This window comes from Paenibacillus sp. FSL R5-0486, assembly GCF_037975155.1.
Lineage (GTDB): Bacteria > Bacillota > Bacilli > Paenibacillales > Paenibacillaceae > Paenibacillus > Paenibacillus amylolyticus.
This window is the reverse complement of sequence record NZ_CP150237.1, coordinates 1,314,328-1,335,149: the sequence shown is the minus strand read 5'-3', so window position 1 is coordinate 1,335,149 and position 20,822 is coordinate 1,314,328. Positions and strand designations below refer to the sequence as shown.

Here is a 20,822-nt window from a genome sequence, read left to right as displayed (position 1 = left end):
ATGATTTCAACGGGCGGCTTTTGCTGTTCACCTTTTATGGAAGGAAGGATTACTCTTCGCCCCACACTACGGTGATTTCATTCAGATCCTTGTTGGTTGCAGACACCGAACCTGTGATGGTCACGGCATATTTGCCATCTTCACGACCCACGATGCTGAAGCCGTCTGCCTGGATATCCTGAGTGTTCTGACTCAAATTTTTGGTCTGGTAGTAGTCTTTGTAGGATGTTCCAACGGTTAGCAACGTTTCTTTGGTTGTGTACGTGAGCACTACTTTTTTGTCACCATCCATTATGTTCTCAATGAGACTTGTTGCCTTCGCATCCTTCGGTAATGGGAAATCAGCCGGAAGATACTTGGACTTCACTCCTGCCGCCTGTGTGTTTGTACCTGTTGAGGGCGATGTAGATCCGCTGTTGCCTGTGGATGTTGACCCACCAGAAGAGCTTGAAGAGCCGATGCTTACTTTATTGTTTTGGGAATCATACTTCACTTCGGTCTTTAACGCATCAGCAATCGAACGAACGGGGAGATATGTACTGCCTTGATATGTAATTGGCGCAAGCTTTTTGCCCTGGTCACCTGTCGGTGTAAATTTCTGTCCGTTCACTTCGATGGCGAGCCCATGGTTCAGATAAGCTTTGATTGTCTCCAGTTGTGTACCTGCATATACACCTGCCGATCCGGTTAACACCATGCCAAACACACCCGCAGCAATCAACCACTTTTTGCTTTTCATCCCTAAACGCCTCCTGAGTTCAAATGTCAGCCTTATGCATAATACGATTCAAGCGATCGCTCGATGTACGCGAAAGACTCATGTAGTTATGCTCATCATGTATGGGTACGAGCTTATTCGGATAACAGCCCGTTGTTCCACCAAATGTTAGCAATATAATAGCATCTGACAAGAGGTTGTAAATAATATATGAACAAAACAGGACCAAGGGCGTACAAAAATAGTCTTTGTCGTATTCCCGCTGTACTCTCGCTCGTTAAGTTGTTCTTATATGAATAAAGTCCTGAATTCCGGACCATACATATGAAGCTAATCATACATGCACAACAGTTGCGAAATTAACCAATGTATTAGATAATTATTTGTCGATTTGTGGTCGAAGGAACGGAACTCAAGGGGGATTAAATACGATGAATAACAATAACAGTACATTTGACCAGTCTATTAACCGGATCTCTACCGGATCAGAAAAATGGGATGCGCTTGAGGATATCTTCGGCGCTGCTGATGCGCTTCCGATGTGGGTGGCCGATATGGATTTCGCTGCTCCACCATCCGTCATTCAGGCCCTGCAAACACGGATGGAGCACGGGATTTTTGGTTATACAGTGCGGACTGAGGCGTATCATGCAGCTGTTGCAGGGTGGATGGAACGGCGTCACAACTGGAAAATTAACGATGACTGGATCGTATTCACTCCAGGTATTGTGCCCGCACTCAGCATTGCTGTACAACGATTCACCGATCCTGGAGATGCTGTAGTCATCCAAACCCCGGTGTATGCTCCCTTCTATGAAGTAGTACGTGGTCAGGGCCGTGAACTGATCACCAATCCTTTGGTAGAGAATAACGGTCATTATACGATGGATCTGGAACAACTGGAATCCAGCTTACAGACCGGTCGGGTCAAAATGCTGATTCTGTGCAGTCCTCATAACCCGGTTGGACGGGTATGGACTCGTGAAGAGCTTGAAGGGCTTACGTCATTGTGTCTGCAATACAACGTACTGATGGTTTCAGATGAAATCCATGCCGATCTTGTTCATCAGCGCGGAACTCATACACCACTGACCCTGATCTCGGACGCCGTCTCTGATCTAAGTATCATCTGTACGGCTCCAAGCAAAACGTTCAACATTCCTGGCCTCTGTACATCCAATATCGTCATCCCCAATGCCAAGTTGCGGGAATCGTTCGCGCAGGGTGTAAAAACGATGGGACTTTCCAATATCAGCACACTGGGGGCTGTCGCAACCGAAGCTGCTTACAATGATGCCGAGGAATGGCTGGATGAGTGCCTTGCCTATATCCGTGGAAATATGGCGTATGTACAGCAATATGTTGCGGAACATATGCCTCAGATTAAAATGCATCTGCCCGAAGCGACCTATCTGTTATGGATGGATTTCCGGGAGCTGAATATCCCACATGCACAACTATGCAATATGCTTCTTCATGAAGCAGGGCTTGCTTTCAATGACGGGAGCTTCTTTGGAACAGAGGGCACAGGGTTCATGCGCATTAATGTAGCCTGTCCACGTTCCACGGTTGAAGAGGCGATGCGCAGGTTATCTGTGTTGTTAAGCAATGTGTCGGGCAAATAAGCTGTCAGTTACATCTATGTACGTTGCGAACAAAACGTGTACTGTTTGTTAAATGGTGAATATTTGTCAAGATAGAAAAAGGGGTGCCCCGTAGTCAAGTCCATGACTCATATTCATGGTCAATGACTTCACAAAGGGCACCCCATTTGTATTCGATCATTTTATTTATTCAAAACATAATTAAAATTACAGTCACATCGATATCGGCATCGGTGTAATTCTGTCGCACAACCTGTTCAACAAATCCCGATCATGGCTTATGATCAATAGCCCCAGATCACGCTGGCGAGCCACTTCCATCACGGTATGCCATATCTGTGCCTGAGTGATTGCATCCAGCATCGTTGTCATCTCATCTGCGATCACATAACGTGTCGCTGTGCCAAGCGCCCGCGCCACACAGAAACGTTGCAGTTCTCCACCGGATAATTCAGTCGGCCTACGGTCCAACCAGGTCTGCTGAATACCCAAAGCTTCGAGCAACTGTTTATCCTGCACAGACGCCTCCTGCAATACGCGGCGCATTCGCCAGCGTGGATTCACAGCTTTCTCCGGATGCTGGAATACCAGCTGAACCGGACATACTCCTGTACGTGGGAGTGGTTTCCCATCCAGAAGTACTTGTCCTGCCACAGGTTCGGCATATCCTGTAAGGATGCGTCCAAGACTTGTTTTCCCACAGCCACTTGGTCCCCACAAGCCAACGACTTCGCCTTGTTTCACCTGCATATTCATCTGCTGGAACACCCACGATTTCGGATCGTAACGGTAACTCACGTCCCGTGCTTCAAGTGACATGGAAACACCTCACTTCTCCGCCCCGTACCTTACGAAGCTCTGGACGTTCGCGGGTACATACAGCGGTTGCTGCATTACATCGAGGAGCAAATGAACAGCCTGTGGCGATCTCTTGACCTGCCAACGGCTGGGAGCCTGGGAGTGGCTGAAATCCGTTCTGCGGCAACGCATTCCAGAGCGCTTTTGTATATGGATGACGCAGACGTTCTCCATTCCCTTTAAAATCATCCACCTGCGCCGTCTCTACATTGGTACCCGCATAAAATACAGCGATGCGATCCGCTGCCGTCAGGGCTGTCGTGACATCATGGGTGATCCACAGGATACCTACGCCTTGATTTGCAAGCTCGCGAAATTGCTTCATCGTCTCGGCCAGCACTTCGGGATGAATGCCTGGTGTCGGCTCATCTGCAATGATCAGCTTGGGCTGACCTGAGGTCGCTGTCGCCATCAACACCCGCCTTGCCATACCTCCAGACAACTCAAACGGGTATTTCCCGGCTGTTCCTTGAGGAAGATGATATCGCTCCGTCAGCTCCTGCTCCGTCTTTTTCATATGGGATCGAGTTATGAAGCCGCGCTTCCTTCCCAAATCTCGGGTTACCTGCTGAACTTGCCTCCCCACCTTCATCAGCGGGTCCAAATAACTGACGGATTGCGGGATTAACATCAGCTCCTCACCACGCAGATGAAGTTGTCGGTCTGGGGTCAAAGGCTCGCCACTATAGCTAATACGTCCCTCTAACCTGGCATTGGCAGGCAGAATGCCCATGATGGCCTGCGCCAGCACACTTTTACCCGATCCACTTGCGCCTACAACAGCCACGATCTCGCCCTCGTTTATGGAAAGATTCAGATTCTGAATGACATAAGTCTGTTCGCGTCCAAACCAACCACGAGCGCGCCGAAATGACACCGACACTCCCTCAATATCAAGCAGAGCCATATTTACCTCACCTCCCTTGAACTACCTGTACCCGTCAATGTCTTCAGACTGTTGCCCAATACATCAAAAGCACGAACAACCAGCAACAATGCCAGTCCCGGGAAAAAGGCGAGCCACCACATGCCAGCAGATAAATATCTCATCGACTCTGACAAAATAATTCCGATTGCCGGTTGTTGTGGGGACAACCCCAGCCCCAGAAACGTAATGGCTGCCTCATGCAGAATCGCATGGGGAAAGATTAGCAATATGCCCACGAACAGCTGCGGGACCAGATGTGGCAGCATATGTTGCATCGCAACCTGTAACCTCGATTGGCCCAACTTGTGTGAAATCTGAATATATTCTGCGGATTTCAGTTGAATCATCTCCGCTCTTACAATCCGGGCCAGATTCGGCCAGTGCGTCAGCGCAATCGCTGCCGCCACTCCTGCCAGACCTCCACCGAATACAAAGGCCAGCATAACTAGCGATACCAGATGAGGTACACTCAGGAACAGGTCGATAATCCATGAGATTACCCGGTCAGCAGCCTTGCTTGAAGCGGCAGCCAAACCCAATAGCAGTGCGATCAATCCGCCACCACATGCAGCAAGCAATCCCACTTGAATGCTGGTTGCCAATCCTTTTAACGTACGCATGAACATATCTCTTCCGAGCCAATCTGTGCCAAATGGATGCGCCCAGGTTGGAGCCAAATTCCGATCCATTAGTGAAGTCAGCGTAGAACCAGCCGGAAGCAGCCTGCCCGTCAACCACACAACGGCAATCCAGATCACCGCGAGGCTTCCCCAGATCACCGCTCTTTGGCGAGGGTTGCGGAAATTTTGGTCTCTGGCAGCCGTATAATCTTTTCTCGATGGGCGTGAGGTTCCTGTTCCATTCCCAGCTTGTAGAGACCCGGTATTAATGTTATACCGTACCTCTTGATTCGCAGTTTTCACTTTCTGTATTTTGGCTGTTTCTGTCGTCTGCTCGGAGGAGCGTTCTACCGTCTGCTTCATGACATCAGCTCCTCCTTCATCCGTGGATCAATCAAGCGATACAGAATGTCGGCAACCATATTACCTGTGAAAACAAAAATCGCACTGCACATCACAAGTCCAAGCAGCAGTGGAACATCTCCACGCAACCCCGCCTGAACCGTCGCCTGACCAAGGCCGGGGTATGAAAAAACCTGTTCTGCAAGCACAGCCCCGCCAAACAGTTCACTGAACGAAGCAAACTGCAGCGTGATGGCTGGCAAAACAACATGTCTGAACCCATGTCGACGGAACAGCTGAAATCCACGCTCACCTCGCGCTCTCGCAAACAGAATATAATCTGACTCGAGCACATCTGTGAGCTTCTGCCGGGTATGCAAAGCAATAGAGGCTACCCCGGTCAAACTGAGGGTCAACGCTGGTAGAATCATATGAATAGCCCGATCTCCCCATGTAACCTGATCAGCTGACATCCCGGCGGGTACTCCAAGCCCAACCGGAAGCCATCCAAGCCACACACCAAATACCATCAGCAACAACAGCGCAATCCAGAATACTGGCGTGGAAGCCAGCGTATAACAATACCAACAGATCAGGCGATCCAGCTTCGAATCCCGTCTCATGGCGGCAACTACACCAAGAGTGAAACCAATGATGCCAGATAATATCCAAGCTACAGCCATAAGTGCGACAGAATTCATGAATCGTTCCTGGATAATATCCGCTACAGGTTGTCTGTAGATCATTGATGTCCCCAGATCTCCCTGAATCAGCGTTTGTCCCCAGGTTAGTAATCGTTCCACGGGAGATTCATTCAATCCCCAACGTTCTTCGATTAAACTGCGCTGTTCGGCGCTTACCCTGATCATGTCTCCACCAATGTAGGCTTCGATCGGATCAACAGGAGAGAATTGCATTAATATAAAAGACAACACACTGACTCCAACCAATAGAGATACAAGTCGCAACATTTTAAAACCAACAAATCTGGCCCATCCATTCCTGCCTGTCATCCAATCTCTCCCCAATTCAGGCTAAAGCTACCGGTACGTTTCCTACTTTGTACTGTTATCCCAGGACCATTCCTCCAGATTGGTTGTCACCGGCCAGCCGTGACCATGGGGGTGGATCTGCTGCTCACCAATGTTCAGGCCATTCGTAACCAGATACAGATGATCTATGTTCACAAGCCACGCCCATGGCGCATCACCCTGATAACTGAAACCTGTTGTTCCATCCCATTCCGCTTTCTGCCAGAACGGCAATGCCTCTTCTTCACTTGTTGCCTGAAGGGCTTTGTCCATCCAAGAATCCACGACAGGATTACTGTACAGCCCCACATTGTAATACCCTTCTCCTTTATGAGTACTGCTATAGAGGTTATAGGTTTCCAAAGGATCATGACTGCCCCACCCAAACATTACAGCGTTGGAGTAAGCCATCTTTTTTGTCTCTTCACGGCTTTTGCCTTCAACATTGATTTTGATTCCCGCCTGAGCTACCATATCCGCAGCAGCCAGTGCCAGAGATTGTCTTGTTAAATCACCTGCAAAATAAAGCAGATTGAATTCGGCCTTAACGCCGTTTTTCTCGACGATACCATCACCATCCGCATCCACCCAGCCACCAGACGCTAGAATGCGCTTCGCTTCTTCTAGATTGGCATCTGTAAATACAGCTTCTGCATTGCTCCAAGGCAGATCATCACTGACGGAATACGCTGGACGACCGTACCCTTCCAGTACACCCTCAACCAAAGCCTCACGATCAATCACAACGTTCACCGCTTGGCGAATCGCCAGATCAGATGTCACATCATTCCCTGCGGGAAGACCATCGCCCGACTTGGTACCAGCAGGTTGCATGGGGAACATGATGCCACGGTTATCTACGGTTTTCACGGCCTCCAATGTCATACCATTCACCTGTTGTTTGCTAAACGCTGCCGGGATAGCAGCGATATCCACCGTACCTGCCTGCGCAGCGGCGTAGGCTGCATCTTCATCCAGATAGAGGAAGGTGAGTTTGTGGAATGCAGACTTGTTACCGTAATATTCTTCATTGGCCTCAACGATGGCCTGTTGTCCTTTGTCCCACTGAACCAGCTTGTACGGTCCTGATCCGACCGGATGTTCTGCATAATCAGCCCCATAGGCGTGTTCAGGCACAATGCCAAGTGTCGTCAGCAGACTGATGAATGTAGACTGCGGCGACTTCAATGTGAATACAACCGTGCTATCATCAGGTGCCTTCACATCAGCCATATTCGTCAAATCAATGACAGACCCACTCTGAGCAGCCGTATCAAACGTAAATTTCACATCTTCAGCCGTAAGTGGCTCCCCATCAGAGAATTTTACATCGTTCCGAAGTGTAACCGTCCAGGTCAGCCCATCTTCACTAACTGAGTATGCCGTTGCCAGATCGTTAACCAGTTGTAACTTGGCATCCCTCTTCAGCAAGGTACTCTGGAAAAGTGGTGACCCATATTGCCCCCATCCGGTTGTTGGATCAAACCCACCTTCCGGCTCGGTGCCAACCGCCAGCACCAATTCGTCTTTGGTTGAGGTTGTTCCTGATTCTCCATTCTCTGCTGATGAAGCTGTTGGCGCTGTGCTCTGTGCACAACCAGATAAACCAATGGAACATACAAGCAAAATGCCTAATCCTGTTCTACCTTTTCGTTTTCCCCATCTCCATGAAAATCTGCCCATTCTGGTCGTTCCCCCTCTAAATATGTGCTTCACTCACTTTTTCGTGTTACTTTTTAGAGAAATTGTAGCACAAAATATAAATCATATGTCAACAAAGTTAACTTCACAATCCATATTTTTTCATATTTCAGAATTAATAAATAAAAAATTGTATAACCGAGCATTTGTAGCGCTCTATAAAGTCAGGTATTATAACAAACAAACAAAAAAACAGACGGTTGGCATCTAACCAATAGTCTGTTTTTTTTAGATTTGCTATATTTTCATAGAAATTACACCCGTATTTGTCTTACTCCGCAGAGCGATGATGATGACTGTGACCATGCTGACCCGCACCTTGATTGTGATGATCCAGACTTTGATCCGGATTGCCATCCTGACGACTCTGAGCATGAGCCAGTTTGTTGAGTTCATCTACATAAGTCACAGACAGCTCCGCATACAAAACACCTTTTTGCACCTGGATCTGTTGATGCAAATGACGCAATCGTCCCAGATTCCCTCGTACGGCAATTACCTCCAGGCATTGGTCATGGTTCAAGTGCACGTGCATATTGGAAATGATGTCATGATGCGCCTCGTGCTGGAGCTCCATCAAACGAATGGGAAGATCACTGATATGGTGATCGTAGACCATCACAATGGTGCCTGCCACATCCTGATCGGATTGCAGTGCAGAAGGTTGCAGTAATGTTTTGCGAACAAGATCACGGAAAGCCTCAGATCGGTTTTTGTATCCCTGTTCCTCAATATACTGGTCAAACTGCTCAATTAGAGGTGTAGGAAACGCCACCCCGAACCGGGTCAAATCTTCTTTATCTGCCATACTTCTCCTCCTGCGCCCTCATTTGCTTCGAGTGTACCACAGACTTGTCTGCTCATCGACTATACTGTTGCATGAATCGTACTGCCGAATGTATCGCCTGTTGTCCAGCGTCACTCTCCAGATCAAATTGATAATCATGTCCTAGCTTCTCTGATGAGTTTGAGAAAAACAAGGTTTCCACCTCAACATCAAGGCGCTTCAATACTTGTGCCAGCTCAATCGATTGACTGGTCAACGGGTCATCATTGCCTGAGGTAATAAATGCAGGCGGGTACTCTGCTGTGGCCTGAAGCACGGTCGACATTTCATGCAGACGTGGATAGTCTTCAAATGTTTTGACTCCCGTATATGACCAGAGAAATGTCCGTATGAGTGGAAAGCCTGTATTGGCTACCGTGCTTAGATTGTATGGACCACAGAATAGCAGAACCCCACGCAACTCTTCCGGCTGGGCGGCTGGTGTTATGTTCATCAGCTTGGCGAGAGATGGATTGGACACCACTGCCGCAGTCTGACTTGCAATCTGGGCACCTGCCGAATTGCCTGCGAGAAATATGTTTTCCGGGTCACCCTTATACTCACTGACATGGTTCTTCACGTAAGTCAAAGCCTGATTCGTCTGGATCACGGGAATGGGATATTTCGTATCCGGTGCGAGCGCATAATTCATACTGACCACAACGTAACCCTGTTTGGCTAATTGTACGGCATAATCTGCGCTATCCTTTTTGTCACCCAAGACCCATCCACCACCATGAACCCACAACACAACAGGCAAAGGTTCCGATGTTACGGAAGGATAATAGATATCCAGCGTACTGTCATTACGCCCTTCGTCTGCATAGGGTACATCCGCAACACGAGTTATCCCATCCGAGAGCATAGTGTCCTTGCTATTTGTGTCTGTATTAGTAGTTTCAATTAATGATTTTAATAAAAACACCGTTATTTTGGGTGTCCATTGTGTACCAATCCCAATAAAAGCTATGATCAAAATTAGTACAACGCTGGGAATCCAGTAACGTTTACGTTTAAAACCTTTTGCCCTCGTACGTTTCGTTTCCAACTTGGACTGCAATAGTTTCACCTCGTTCCATCATCATCGAAGCGTCTTTACATCTAAAGTTGTGTACGTTGCGGAGAGGACCGGGTTTCCTCTTATTTGGGTCTCTTGGCGATTTCCTGTCTGACTTTCACATACGTAGTGGATACTTTTTGCTCCAGTGTGTGGATATGTTGTTTTGTGCCTGCCCACTTCTCTGCTGCAGACGCCAAGGTGTTCAATGAGCTGAGTACACGTGACGTTTGGCTTTGTTTTGTACTCTGTTTGAACTGTTGTAGAGCTTTGGAATATCGTTCTTTTGCCAGACTCGCCTGTTTTTTAGCCGTTTGAATCTGTTTCTTCGCGGAGTCGGCCCCTGCTAGCATAGCTCGTAAACGTTTTATTTCAGCGCTCTTCCGTTTACGTGCTTCAGCAAGTTCCTTTTTCTTGATCCGGATGTCTTCTCTGGCAAGCTTCACAACGGGTCTCAACGTCTCTGCCTGTGTGCGGATCGTTGCACTCCATTCCTTATTTTTGATGGCTTTGGCTGCATCCAACTGTCGATTGACTGAACTATAGAGGGCGAATAGCGGTTCATATCGGGCCTGTGTTTGCTTTACCTTTTCAGCTAGAGCTGCGACCTTCGCATCATCGATTTGTCTTATTTCTACACGTAATCGCTCCAATTCCGCGGTATTGGCGGCATGAAGTGTCTTTATCTTTTGTTCCCAAACCTGCTCTTGAGCCTTCCAGTTCCCCACTTTCTCGTATGCTTGCTTCAACGTTAACTTGGTTTGTGCATCAGCTTTGTTCAAAACAGAATCCCATGCTTTTTGCGCGGTTACGCCAAGATCTATATCCGCTGCCTCGACTGAAGAAGAAAAATAGATCGTGCCTGCACTGAACAGAATCACAAGTCCTATAAGCAGGCGTGATCCGAAAATAAGATGAGTCATCGATGGCAATTGACGATGCCGTACGTTACTTTTTTCCATCATGTGACTATGGCTACCTGCTATTGGAGAAGGGAATAGAATGTCACTCGTCTCCATTAAAGCTATTTCTTCTGTAGATATATCTTCGATATGCTGTCGCCCCTTCTTCTCTTCTACTAAACCGTGATGTTCTATGAAGTTATGAGAGCTTGATCGTTCCAATAGGGAACAACATACCATGGCCTCCTGTTCATTTATCGTTTCCTTCCATGCTTCTGTTTGCATGCGTCTCTACACCCTTTCTTCTAAAATATTTAGCAGAATAGCCAACGAAATCAGCGAACGACAAAAAAGCACCCGCAAGTCAGGCATTTGCCTGCTCTTACGGGTGCTTCCCTCATAAGCCGTTCCATATGAGATTCGATTGAACGAGTCGCTCGAACCTTTCCTTTTTCTAATATATTCCATTCACTGTGTCTGGTCAAGTAAATCTGGTTTCACTGGTTGAATAGAACTTTCAATCAACGGGAGAACCCTTCCCGCATATAGTTAACAACTGATACAACTCAGCTTATTGATTGACCAAAATAGCTTTCATTTCCTCGGTCAGATCCTCTTCTTTCAACATCATATAGATGTTCGGTCCCCTTACCGAGTTGAGCTTAATTTGGTAGACCGTATCCTGATCGGTGTAAAAACCGGTTCTTTGTCGCAGTAGCAGATCGCTGATTATTTTTTTATTTTTGGTAGCGACCTGTCTGTTACCATCGATATTTACATCCACAAAATTAGGCTCAGGATACACCATTCTGTATTTACCTGGATTATCAATCTCCTGTTTAACAAATTGGGCAGAAGCCATATCCTCAGCCGATACCGTAAGTTGATCATAGAGATTGTTCTGTTTGAGCCATTCCATCAAGCGGCCATAGCTTACCTTGAACTGATAACTCACACTGTGGTTCGGTCGATCCAGCTTTTCTTTGGGAGATGCTTTATCAAGATAATCCTGGTTGACTTCTATCGAAGCGAACGACTCCCAAGAGGATAGCTGGTCCTCATATGTCTGATTGAGTATTTCAGACTTTAACAGTTCCTTGAATTCGCGAATCAGCTTCGGATCGCTAATGAAGACTTTATGCTCCGAGTTGAGACTGGATCGAATACCAATACTGCGAACATCTCCATCCAATGCATAGGTGTCATAAGTCGTTGATTTATAATCTTCCCACTGTTTCACCTCTGCTAATTCCTGCCTGAATTCTTCTTCGGGAATCTGATACCTACGTGTGATCGTTTTCCCATTATTGAGTTGGTAGTCGATCAATACATATTCATCGTTACTTCTGTTCTGACCGCTGTTCTGATTACGTACTCTTTCGAGCAAAGGCAGATCAGAGTGCACAATTTTCTGATGAAGTGCAAGGACAGCATCCACATAACCCGGAGTATCTGAATAAAACGGGTCATCATCCAGTTTTACACTTGTTCCATTCACATAGATGTAATGGTCTCCTCCAAGTCGTACCGTTTGTACATTTTCCTTTGAGGGCACATTATTAGCGTAACCGTTCCAATCGGCCACAGGGATATACAGAATTAATCCTGCCACGATGCCATATACTGCAAACCGGGGGAGTAACCTGTTGCTCCAGATGAGCCATGTTTTACGTATAATCATCTCAGCACCAATATAACCAACCACGCCACCGAGCAGATAACCAAAGATACCCCATACACCTGATCCTTCAGGAGCAATTCTGGTAAAGTAGGCACCTCCTAACAATACCAATGTGAACATGAATCCAAAACGGAAGATGGGTTTGACGATCCTGAACGTAATTGCTTGTGTCGCCGACTCTACATGTCTTCTCGCATACAGCACATAACACATCACGAAGAGTATACAAGTTATAGCTGCATAAATTCCCAATTCCCCCCATTCTGGAGGATAATAACCCATAGATCTCATTCGGAAGAGCAGGGATGTTTTTTCCATGTTAAAGTTACTCGAATTATTGTACGTAAAGCCAAGCAAATAACGTTGTAAATGAAGCTCATAAACTCCCCAAAAGATCACCGGAATTAATATTAGACCAAAAACTGTAAGTCCTTGCAGAATAGATTGGCCTATACACATTCCCACGGCAACCGTCAGGGTAAACATAAACAATGAGAAGATGCTCATCGTCACGCCCCACATCCAGATATCATGACCACTGAAAATATAGGATGGTTGATCGAGCACCGCCCATACCCACCCGGTAATCCCGGTGGTTATCCAGATTGGAAGCAGAATCATGACATATCCGGTCAACAGATTCATCGTTAACAGATGTTTACGCTGTAAGGGCAGACTGTGGTATAAGTCCGCAGGCGCACCAGTTTGAATATAGCGGAAGAGAAGCAGCGCTATGGCGACAGGAAAGGTCAGCGCAAATACCAGATGAATTTCATTAGCCTGAAACAGACTGGTGATTTCCAAAGGTACTTCTATATATTGTGTTCCAATATATAGCGGAAGTGAGAACAACAATGTGATGAGATATAAAATGCCTATCCATCCATGCTGTCTGAAATTTTGGATCAGGATGCCCCGGTTACAGAACAATCGGTTGAATATCATACCCTGCGTCCTCCATTTCATATATAAAGATTTCTTCGAGCGTCAAAGGCAGTACATCCAGCAAATACGGATCATGTACACGGAATTGATCGGTTACCTGTTGTCGGTTGCCTTTGACAATATACAGGGATACACTTCCCCGTTTCTCTTCATGCAAAATATCAATCTGCTCATCCATGGCTTTCGCATGGTCCGGGTGGCGGAAAGCGACCTGGATTTTATGCGTATCGGCCTTCAGATCATCGAGATCCTTCTCTACAATAATTCGGCCTTTGTGCATAATTGCCACATGGTCACACAGATCTTCGATCTCACGTAAATTGTGAGACGAGATAACAATAGTTACTTGACGCTCAGCTGCTTCCTGGAACAGCAAGTTTTTGATCTGCTGGCGCATGACCGGGTCGAGGCCGTCAATCGGCTCATCCATCAGCAGCACTTCAGGCATACAGCTAAGTCCCAACCATACGGCTGCCTGACGGCGCATGCCTTTGGACATGCGATGTAACTTGCGTTTTACATCCAGTTTGAACACGGTAGCCAGTTGCTTGAACCGTTCCTCATTCCAGCGCGGATATACCGAACGATAAAATGCAGCCATCTGAGTTATTGAAGATTGCGGGAAAAAGTAGGGTGAATCTGCCATAAAAATTGTGCGGCCTTTGAGATCCATATTTTCATAAATCTCATTATCTTCGATACGAACAGTCCCGCTGTCCTGACGGTAAATACCAGCCATCATTTTGAGCAGCGATGTCTTGCCTGCCCCGTTGGAACCGAGCAAACCATAGATCGACCCCTTATGTATGTGCATCGTTACGCCATCCACTGCCTTTTCCTGTTCAAATGCTTTGACGACTTGATTCAGCTCAATCATGAGGCTCCTCCTTCTCTATACGGGCCATCGCTTCCTCAAACAAAAGCGTCATATCCGCTTTGGTCAAACCGGAATACGAAGCTTCTGCAATCAACTTCACCAGAGACTCTCTGATCTCATCTCTCATGGCTTCATTCGGATGTTCCACTGACGATGATACGAAGCTCCCTTTTCCCTGCAAAGAATAAATGTAACCTTCACGTTCAAGCTCACGATACGCTTTCTGAATCGTATTTGGATTCACGGTCAGCTGCGTGGATAATGCACGAACGGAAGGAAGCTGCTCGTCGGGCTTTAGAATACCGTATACGATCATTTCTTTGACTTTGTCCACTAGTTGCTCGTAGATCGCCTTACGGCTGCGTACATCTAATTCGAACATCCCGCACCTCCTTTCTGTAAATGTGTGAATAACCTATGGGTTTAAATGACTGTATCTGAGGTGTATGTGTAGTTATCTGGCTGTAAAAAGGCATTACCTAAGCTGTACAGCTGTACGTATTCAACTCTTAGGTGTATTAACTGTACTACTATTATTAATACAGTTAAATCAGATTGTCAACTGTTGACTTTGACTTCTTGTTTTATTGAGAGTACGTTAATAAAGATAGGTTATATGGTTTAAATGACATATATAATTTGGGGAAGCAGGTTCATTCTGGCTTACGACGGGGCTCGATCAGGCTGGCGTTCACATGAAGTGAAGCAAAACCACTATCTGAAGCGATGTGGCTAGATGTGGCTACTCGAAGTGATACGGCTACCCAAAATCTTTGCTTGACCGCTTTTGACAGAATTACATGCAAATGTTGTTCAGGTCTTTCCCCTTCCGTTATGATGGAGATGAAGTGTTCGACAATCACTCCATATTGATTATTTTTTTTGCATGTTTAACCTGTTAGGTTGGTTGGTTGGTTGGTTGGTTGGTTGGTTGGTTGGTTGGTTGGTTGGTTGTTCTGTTATGCGTTAGATTTGTTGTGTTGTGTTGTGTTGTGTTGTGTTGTGTTGTGTTGTGTTGTGTTGTGTTGTGTTGTGTTGTGTTGTGTTATAGACCTATTGTCTGCACAAACGGTAGGCCGTACAGTAGGCAGCTAAATCAGAGTTAGCGAGACTATCTTCTTACTTTAAATTCGGTTTTGCACAAATTGAGCTACTATTCAGTGATCGTGTGTAGACTGGGACCGTTATTCATTTGGCTTGTTGGTCTAAAAATCCGAAGGTCTATATATCATTCGCGTTGAATGGGTCGGGCAGACTCCAGCCTTTTCAATCGTTTATCTGTTCGTTTGGAGGGCCAACTCGTGCTGTCCGCACTGAGCATACATATTGTAGATATGTCTTTCAAAGGGTGGACACGGAGATGAGAAAGCACTTCGGAATTGATATTCTACATATAGATCATTTTTAATTTTATATCTGAAAACATCTATATGTAGTGTTTCATATTCCTGGATGGATATAGTATCTTTTTAGAAAAAGTGTCCACTCTTTGAAAGACAAAATTAAGATAAATGTCCTTTTGTAGTGGACAAATACATGCCCGAATTCCATTTATATAAGCTGAACTATACATTTACACGAAAATATAGAAGTAAGTAGTAACCCTAAGAAGTGTAACTAGAAGCTTGCTGTAAGAAAGATACTATGGAGGCATATGTTACACTTCTAATACCTCATAAGGAGAATCCGAGATGAATGAACATAGACAGGATAAAGATCAGAATAATAAAGCGAACGCCTCATTCGAGACTAGTGACGAACAGGGAGAATTAAGCGGGGCAACAACGACTTCAGACACTAGTCCGGTACAAGCAAATTCATCACAACGTGTGTTAATTGTAACCGCGGTCGATGCGGAAAAAGATGCGGTCCTCCGTGGTTTGGGAGATACGGCCGCGGAACGATTTGACGTCATCGCTGCGGGCGTTGGCCCAGCCTCGGCCGCAGCAGGAACAGCCGCTACATTGGCATATGCCGTAGCGGCTGCAAGCACAAGGGCGTTGGCGCAGGGTTCCACTGCGCCAAGCCCATCCGATGTGGCACAGGCATCTGCCACATCGGATGGGCCGGGGCCCCTTGCCGGAGCCGGATCACCAGCCTACATGCTGGTGATCAGTGCCGGCATCGGCGGCGGGTTCCCCGGCCGGGCAGGCGTCGGCTCCCTCGTGGTAGCCGACGCCATGGTTGCTGCCGATCTGGGCTCGCAGACGCCAGACGGCTTCCTTAGTGTGGACGAGCTCGGATTCGGCTCGTCCATTGTGGCGGCGGACGCAGAGCTTGCCACTCGCCTGCGCCATGAGCTGAAGCGGGCTGGGCTCGCTGTCAGCGGAGGCACTGCGGTCACCGTGTCTACGGCGACCGGAACAGCGGAGACGGCCGCGGAGCTATTGCGCCGCGTGCCCGATGCCGCCGCCGAAGGCATGGAAGGCTTCGGCGTGGCAACAGCTGCCCAGCAGTTCGGCGTGCCAGCACTCGAACTGCGGGCCATATCCAACGCGGTCGGTCCACGCGACCGCGACGCTTGGCGCATCAAGGACGCCCTCGATGCGCTCCAGGCCGCAAGTTCCATTTTACGGGAGGTTATTACATCATGAAAATTGCATTTTCCCCTTGTCCAAACGATACATTTATCTTTCACGCGTGGGTGCACGGGTTAATCCCGGGCGCACCTAAGCTGGATGTCCGTTATGCTGATATTGATATTACCAATGGTCTGGCAGCAAATCCGGATGGACCCGACACACCTGAAGTGATGAAAATATCTTATGCAGCACTGCCATACGTGTTATCTGACTATGCTCTGCTTCCTGCTGGAGGCGCACTTGGCAGAGGCTGTGGTCCTTTGGTTCTGACCGCAAATGGCACGACCGATCCAGCATATCTGTCTGGACGACGGGTTGCTGTGCCAAGTGAACGCTCGACAGCATATCTATTATTCCGTCTGTGGGCAGCGCAAAATGTTCCTGGCGGTGTAGGCGAGATTGTTGTCATGCCATTTGACCAAATCATGCCTGCTGTGCGGGACGGCAAGATCGATGCCGGACTTGTCATCCATGAAGCACGCTTCACGTACCAGAATTATGATCTCAAACTAATGACAGATCTCGGGAACTGGTGGGAAAGCGACACAGGCCTTCCGATCCCGCTTGGAGCGATCATCGCACGTCGCAACATGGATGCTCATGCCCTCGCCGGATGGGCACGCGCCTCCGTTGAATATGCATGGGCGCACCCGGATGAGTCGAGAGCATACGTTATGGAACATGCCCAAGAAATGGACCCTGACGTAGCTGCACAACATATCGGCCTGTACGTTAACGAGTTCAGCGCCAACCTGGGTGATGATGGTTACGGTGCAATCACTGCACTGCTTGGCCGCGCCATGAAAGAAGGACTCGTTCCCGAGTTCGACCTTGATCTGTTGCGAATCTAACTTTGATTTAATTTGAGTTAGTTTCACTTCGCTCTATATCTAAAGAACACAGCACATCTTATTTAGCCGAGTAACGTGGTATGAGAATTCTAAAGAATCTCAGACACCGTATTCGGCTAAATCTCGTTCATATCACCGACAAACTCGCATAATTTCGCACAACAACGATCCTACGATTCGTTAGAAATTGGTATGTGCGGATTTTCGGCGAATAGCGTGTGCTCGGTTCGTTAGAGGCCGTTCCAAGACGCTCTGAGGAGTAAGCTTCGTAGAAGTCTATCCGGGGATTCGAAATTTAAGTGGTCTGTAAAAGTAGACTTAGGGTGCTACAAATTCGCAGTTTTTTTCTCTTACGAACCCAGTGCACCTTATTTAGCCAAATATCATGCTACGAAAATTCTAAAGAATCTCAGACACCGTATTCGGCTAAATCTCGTTCATATCACCAACAAATTCGCTTCATTCCACCCAATAACGATCCTACGATTCGTTAGAAATTGGTATGTGCAGATTTTCCTAGAATAGCGTGTGCTCGGTTCGTTTGAGTCCGTTTCAAGGTGTTCTGAGGAGTAAGCTTCGTAGAAGTCTATTCGGGGTTTTCGTGGATACAAACCACTTAGCTAGCCAGGGTGATGGTGGTGTCCTTGCGTCTTGTTTCTTAAGAGCTTAGTTACTTAGGGGTAGTAAAGGTCGCATCCAGGAGGGCAACGAATCGGAGTCTGTCCTTTAACTGCCCCGTACCTGTTTTGCTGAATTCCTACCTTCCAGCAACAGTTATATAAGCCTTACCGGGTTTCGGGTTTCGGGTTTGCGGTTTGCGGTTTGCGGTGTTGCTGCAAACTAGTGACCTCACTAACCATGTTGGACTACACTACACATGACACATGACACACGAAATAGAAAGAGCTGTCCCCTAACGTCAGACTTATGACGATGGGACAGCTCTTTTTTTCACTTTATATTCAACTTCATATTTATACTCATATCTAACACTCTGCTCAACCCAAGATCGAAGCAGACAAAAACCATGCAACTACACGCTCTCCACGTCATCTTGAACCCTACTGTACTCCATCATCCACCCCACTGCTCTCCCTCTCACAACTGCGGTCTACGAATCTAACCCTCGCCTACGTTCTCCTGCAACCGCAGCCGAACGATCGCAACCATCCCCTACGAATCAGCCACAACCGTGCGGATCATGATCCGCAGCGCATCCAGCATCATTGGAATAGGAAGCGACGGAACGGAAGGCTGCAACACAGCCATCTCTGTGGAGGCAGGAAAGTGTACAAATCCTGCACGGATCGGAAGATGCCCTATACGAATGTGATCCAGTACCCGATACATCGTGTTGTTGCAGATATATGTACCTGCTGTATTGGACACGGTAGCTGGAATACCCGCTGCGGACATGTCATTCACCATGGCACGTATGGGCAACGTGGAGAACAAACCGTCCGGGCTGCCATCTACAATTGGCTCGTCCACAGGACGCTGTCCTTGGTTATCCGCGTAGGAGCCTGGCGGAATATCTTTGACATTCACGGCGATCCGCTCCGGTGTGATGGATGTTCTGCCCTTGGCCAGCCCACAGGCGATAACGACATCTGGCCGATAGGCTTCCATCTCTGCGATCAGCAGGTCTGCACATTCATCGAAGTGCACGGGCAACAGTACTGTTTTTAGCTCAGCACCCTCGATCACTTCGTTTGCAAGAGCATCCATTAATGCCCCCGTCGGATTCACTGCATCCCCGCCAAAAGGTTCAAACCCGGATATCAGAATCTTCACCATCACACGTCAGCTCCTGTCTGTTTACTCCGATTTGTAACGTAATCCCCACTGGCCCCGAATCGTGTCCATCAGCTTCATGATTTCCAAGGATTCGTCCAGCTTAATGGAGTTGCTCTCCGTCCGACCTTCGAGGATACAACGTCCCGCTTCTTCTGCCTCAAAAGCATAACCAATACATGTTCGATCATCCGTGAACTTCTCCGGCTCGTCCTGACCATTCACATGCAGATAGGCTTCTTTACCCGCCAAGAATAAAGGAAGACGAATCTTGCCTTCCGTACCGTATATGACCGCTTCATTGCTAAGGTTCAGACGAATGGCAGCACTCAGTGATGCAGAACGTCCCTCGGAATAGGACAACAACACGGAAAATTGCTCGTCCACACCCGTCTCACCGATATTGGCTGTACTCCATACATGCTGGGGCTGTTCGCCAAAGATCATCGATGCAAAGGAGATCGGGTACACCCCTGCATCCAACAATGCGCCTCCACCCAGATCCGGATTAAGCAACCTTCCTTCCGGCTCCCAGCCGACACGGAATCCAAAGTCTGCCTGAAGCAAACGTACTTCACCGATTCGTCCTTCTGCAATCCAGGCTCTGGCTTGAGCGATCGGCGGCAAAAATCGTGTCCACATCCCTTCCATCAGGAAAAGGTTACGCTCCCGTGCCGTCTCCACCAGTTGCTCCAACTGACGCGCGTTCATCGTAAACGGCTTTTCACATAGCACCGCCTTGCCTGCCTCCAGACAAGCCATTACATTCTCCTTATGCACAGGGTGAGGTGTTGCCACATAGATAATATCTACCTCAGGATCTTGCAGCATTTCATCATAAGAACCGTAAGCGCGTGCAAAACCATATTCAGTTGCAAACTTCTCCGCACTTCCCGCTGTCCGTGAACCTACCGCTGCTTTCACAGCGTTTCCCGCATGCTCCAGATCCCTTGCAAACTGGGATGCAATCCATCCCGTGCCCATAATGCCCCAGCGTACTTTGTCCCGTCCCACTACTTCTGTCATATTAAAGCCTCCCTACTGCAATTTGAGTTGAAAAGGTTCATGATTCAGATCAGGCCAACATGTTATCCCCTTTATTTTACCAAAAAGAAACGCTTACGTCAGAAAACGATTTCGATTATGTGCTTTCAATAGACTTCAAGCTCATCAGGGCCTCGAACATATCTGTGTACATTTCAATTCTCCAGTAGATTTGCTAAGATTATCAGCAGACTAGGGCCAAGAAGTCTTGTCCGTAAACATACTTGTAACTAGCGACAATCTGGTTAAACTATCGATCACATCTGATAACGGGATCATATACCCTGTGCTATTCATAAAACATCTGGCTATACTGCAAACGTGCTTTTGACAAGGCAGCCAGTATTCACTACATCATGCCAAACGTATCAATAGACGTTCAATAAAGACGTTCAGGTCCGAGAAAATATGGTACGTTCCAGATTCAATTATTACCTAAACTGTTCCAAAGAGAGGAGGTC

Annotated in this window: 17 protein-coding genes; 3 read left to right on the top strand and 14 right to left on the bottom strand. The window is 47.4% G+C overall.

Annotated features, from left to right (window positions below):
• Positions 1 to 49: 49 nt before the first annotated feature.
• Positions 50 to 739, bottom strand: a complete 690-nt coding sequence (locus tag MKY01_RS05865; RefSeq protein WP_053061461.1) for a stalk domain-containing protein — start codon at positions 737 to 739, stop codon at positions 50 to 52.
• A gap of 410 nt (positions 740 to 1,149) precedes the next feature.
• On the opposite strand from MKY01_RS05865, the gene MKY01_RS05860 reads away from it, so the two are divergent.
• Complete coding sequence (locus MKY01_RS05860) at positions 1,150 to 2,343, top strand: MalY/PatB family protein (protein WP_339285830.1); 1,194 nt, start codon at positions 1,150 to 1,152, stop codon at positions 2,341 to 2,343.
• A 192-nt stretch (positions 2,344 to 2,535) separates the two neighbouring features.
• Here the strand turns inward: MKY01_RS05860 and MKY01_RS05855 are convergent, their stop codons facing one another.
• From MKY01_RS05855 to MKY01_RS05805, 11 genes are all read right to left on the bottom strand, one after another.
• Entirely contained in the window at positions 2,536 to 3,141 is a 606-nt protein-coding gene (locus MKY01_RS05855) for an ATP-binding cassette domain-containing protein (RefSeq protein ID WP_127547193.1), read from the bottom strand.
• Positions 3,131 to 4,087 (bottom strand): ABC transporter ATP-binding protein, encoded by a 957-nt coding sequence (locus tag MKY01_RS05850; protein ID WP_339285828.1) that lies wholly within the window; start codon positions 4,085 to 4,087, stop codon positions 3,131 to 3,133. The genes MKY01_RS05855 and MKY01_RS05850 overlap by 11 nt, the downstream gene beginning before the upstream one ends.
• Before the next feature lie 2 nt (positions 4,088 to 4,089).
• Positions 4,090 to 5,091 (bottom strand): ABC transporter permease, encoded by a 1,002-nt coding sequence (locus tag MKY01_RS05845; protein ID WP_339285826.1) that lies wholly within the window; start codon positions 5,089 to 5,091, stop codon positions 4,090 to 4,092.
• The gene (locus MKY01_RS05840; RefSeq protein ID WP_076251247.1) at positions 5,088 to 6,083 is read right to left on the bottom strand and encodes an ABC transporter permease; all 996 of its coding nucleotides are present in this window, start codon (positions 6,081 to 6,083) and stop codon (positions 5,088 to 5,090) included. The genes MKY01_RS05845 and MKY01_RS05840 overlap by 4 nt, the downstream gene beginning before the upstream one ends.
• Positions 6,084 to 6,125: 42 nt before the next feature.
• The gene (locus MKY01_RS05835) at positions 6,126 to 7,784 is read right to left on the bottom strand and encodes an ABC transporter substrate-binding protein (protein WP_339285824.1); all 1,659 of its coding nucleotides are present in this window, start codon (positions 7,782 to 7,784) and stop codon (positions 6,126 to 6,128) included.
• A gap of 289 nt (positions 7,785 to 8,073) precedes the next feature.
• Positions 8,074 to 8,610 (bottom strand): nickel-responsive transcriptional regulator NikR, encoded by a 537-nt coding sequence (gene nikR, locus MKY01_RS05830; protein WP_339285823.1) that lies wholly within the window; start codon positions 8,608 to 8,610, stop codon positions 8,074 to 8,076.
• Between the two features lie 52 nt (positions 8,611 to 8,662).
• Positions 8,663 to 9,688, bottom strand: a complete 1,026-nt coding sequence (locus MKY01_RS05825; RefSeq protein WP_339285821.1) for an alpha/beta hydrolase — start codon at positions 9,686 to 9,688, stop codon at positions 8,663 to 8,665.
• Between the two features lie 80 nt (positions 9,689 to 9,768).
• Complete coding sequence (locus tag MKY01_RS05820; protein ID WP_282319211.1) at positions 9,769 to 10,872, bottom strand: hypothetical protein; 1,104 nt, start codon at positions 10,870 to 10,872, stop codon at positions 9,769 to 9,771.
• A gap of 286 nt (positions 10,873 to 11,158) precedes the next feature.
• The gene (locus tag MKY01_RS05815) at positions 11,159 to 13,213 is read right to left on the bottom strand and encodes an ABC transporter permease subunit (protein ID WP_282319212.1); all 2,055 of its coding nucleotides are present in this window, start codon (positions 13,211 to 13,213) and stop codon (positions 11,159 to 11,161) included.
• The gene (locus tag MKY01_RS05810) at positions 13,188 to 14,090 is read right to left on the bottom strand and encodes an ABC transporter ATP-binding protein (RefSeq protein ID WP_047841850.1); all 903 of its coding nucleotides are present in this window, start codon (positions 14,088 to 14,090) and stop codon (positions 13,188 to 13,190) included. The genes MKY01_RS05815 and MKY01_RS05810 overlap by 26 nt, the downstream gene beginning before the upstream one ends.
• The gene (locus MKY01_RS05805; protein ID WP_036606399.1) at positions 14,083 to 14,472 is read right to left on the bottom strand and encodes a GntR family transcriptional regulator; all 390 of its coding nucleotides are present in this window, start codon (positions 14,470 to 14,472) and stop codon (positions 14,083 to 14,085) included. Before MKY01_RS05805 ends, MKY01_RS05810 begins: the two co-directional genes overlap by 8 nt.
• Positions 14,473 to 15,781: 1,309 nt before the next feature.
• On the opposite strand from MKY01_RS05805, the gene MKY01_RS05800 reads away from it, so the two are divergent.
• Positions 15,782 to 16,684, top strand: a complete 903-nt coding sequence (locus tag MKY01_RS05800) for a futalosine hydrolase (protein WP_339285818.1) — start codon at positions 15,782 to 15,784, stop codon at positions 16,682 to 16,684.
• Entirely contained in the window at positions 16,681 to 17,523 is an 843-nt protein-coding gene (locus MKY01_RS05795) for a 1,4-dihydroxy-6-naphthoate synthase (protein WP_017690309.1), read from the top strand. The genes MKY01_RS05800 and MKY01_RS05795 overlap by 4 nt, the downstream gene beginning before the upstream one ends.
• A gap of 1,173 nt (positions 17,524 to 18,696) precedes the next feature.
• Here the strand turns inward: MKY01_RS05795 and MKY01_RS05790 are convergent.
• Positions 18,697 to 19,320, bottom strand: coding sequence for a pyroglutamyl-peptidase I (locus MKY01_RS05790; protein WP_282319213.1), 624 nt, complete (start codon positions 19,318 to 19,320; stop codon positions 18,697 to 18,699).
• A 21-nt stretch (positions 19,321 to 19,341) separates the two neighbouring features.
• Positions 19,342 to 20,343 carry a Gfo/Idh/MocA family oxidoreductase gene (locus MKY01_RS05785; RefSeq protein ID WP_282319214.1) on the bottom strand — a complete coding sequence of 334 codons (1,002 nt, stop codon included), beginning with the start codon at positions 20,341 to 20,343 and terminating at the stop codon, positions 19,342 to 19,344.
• Positions 20,344 to 20,822 lie beyond the last annotated feature (479 nt).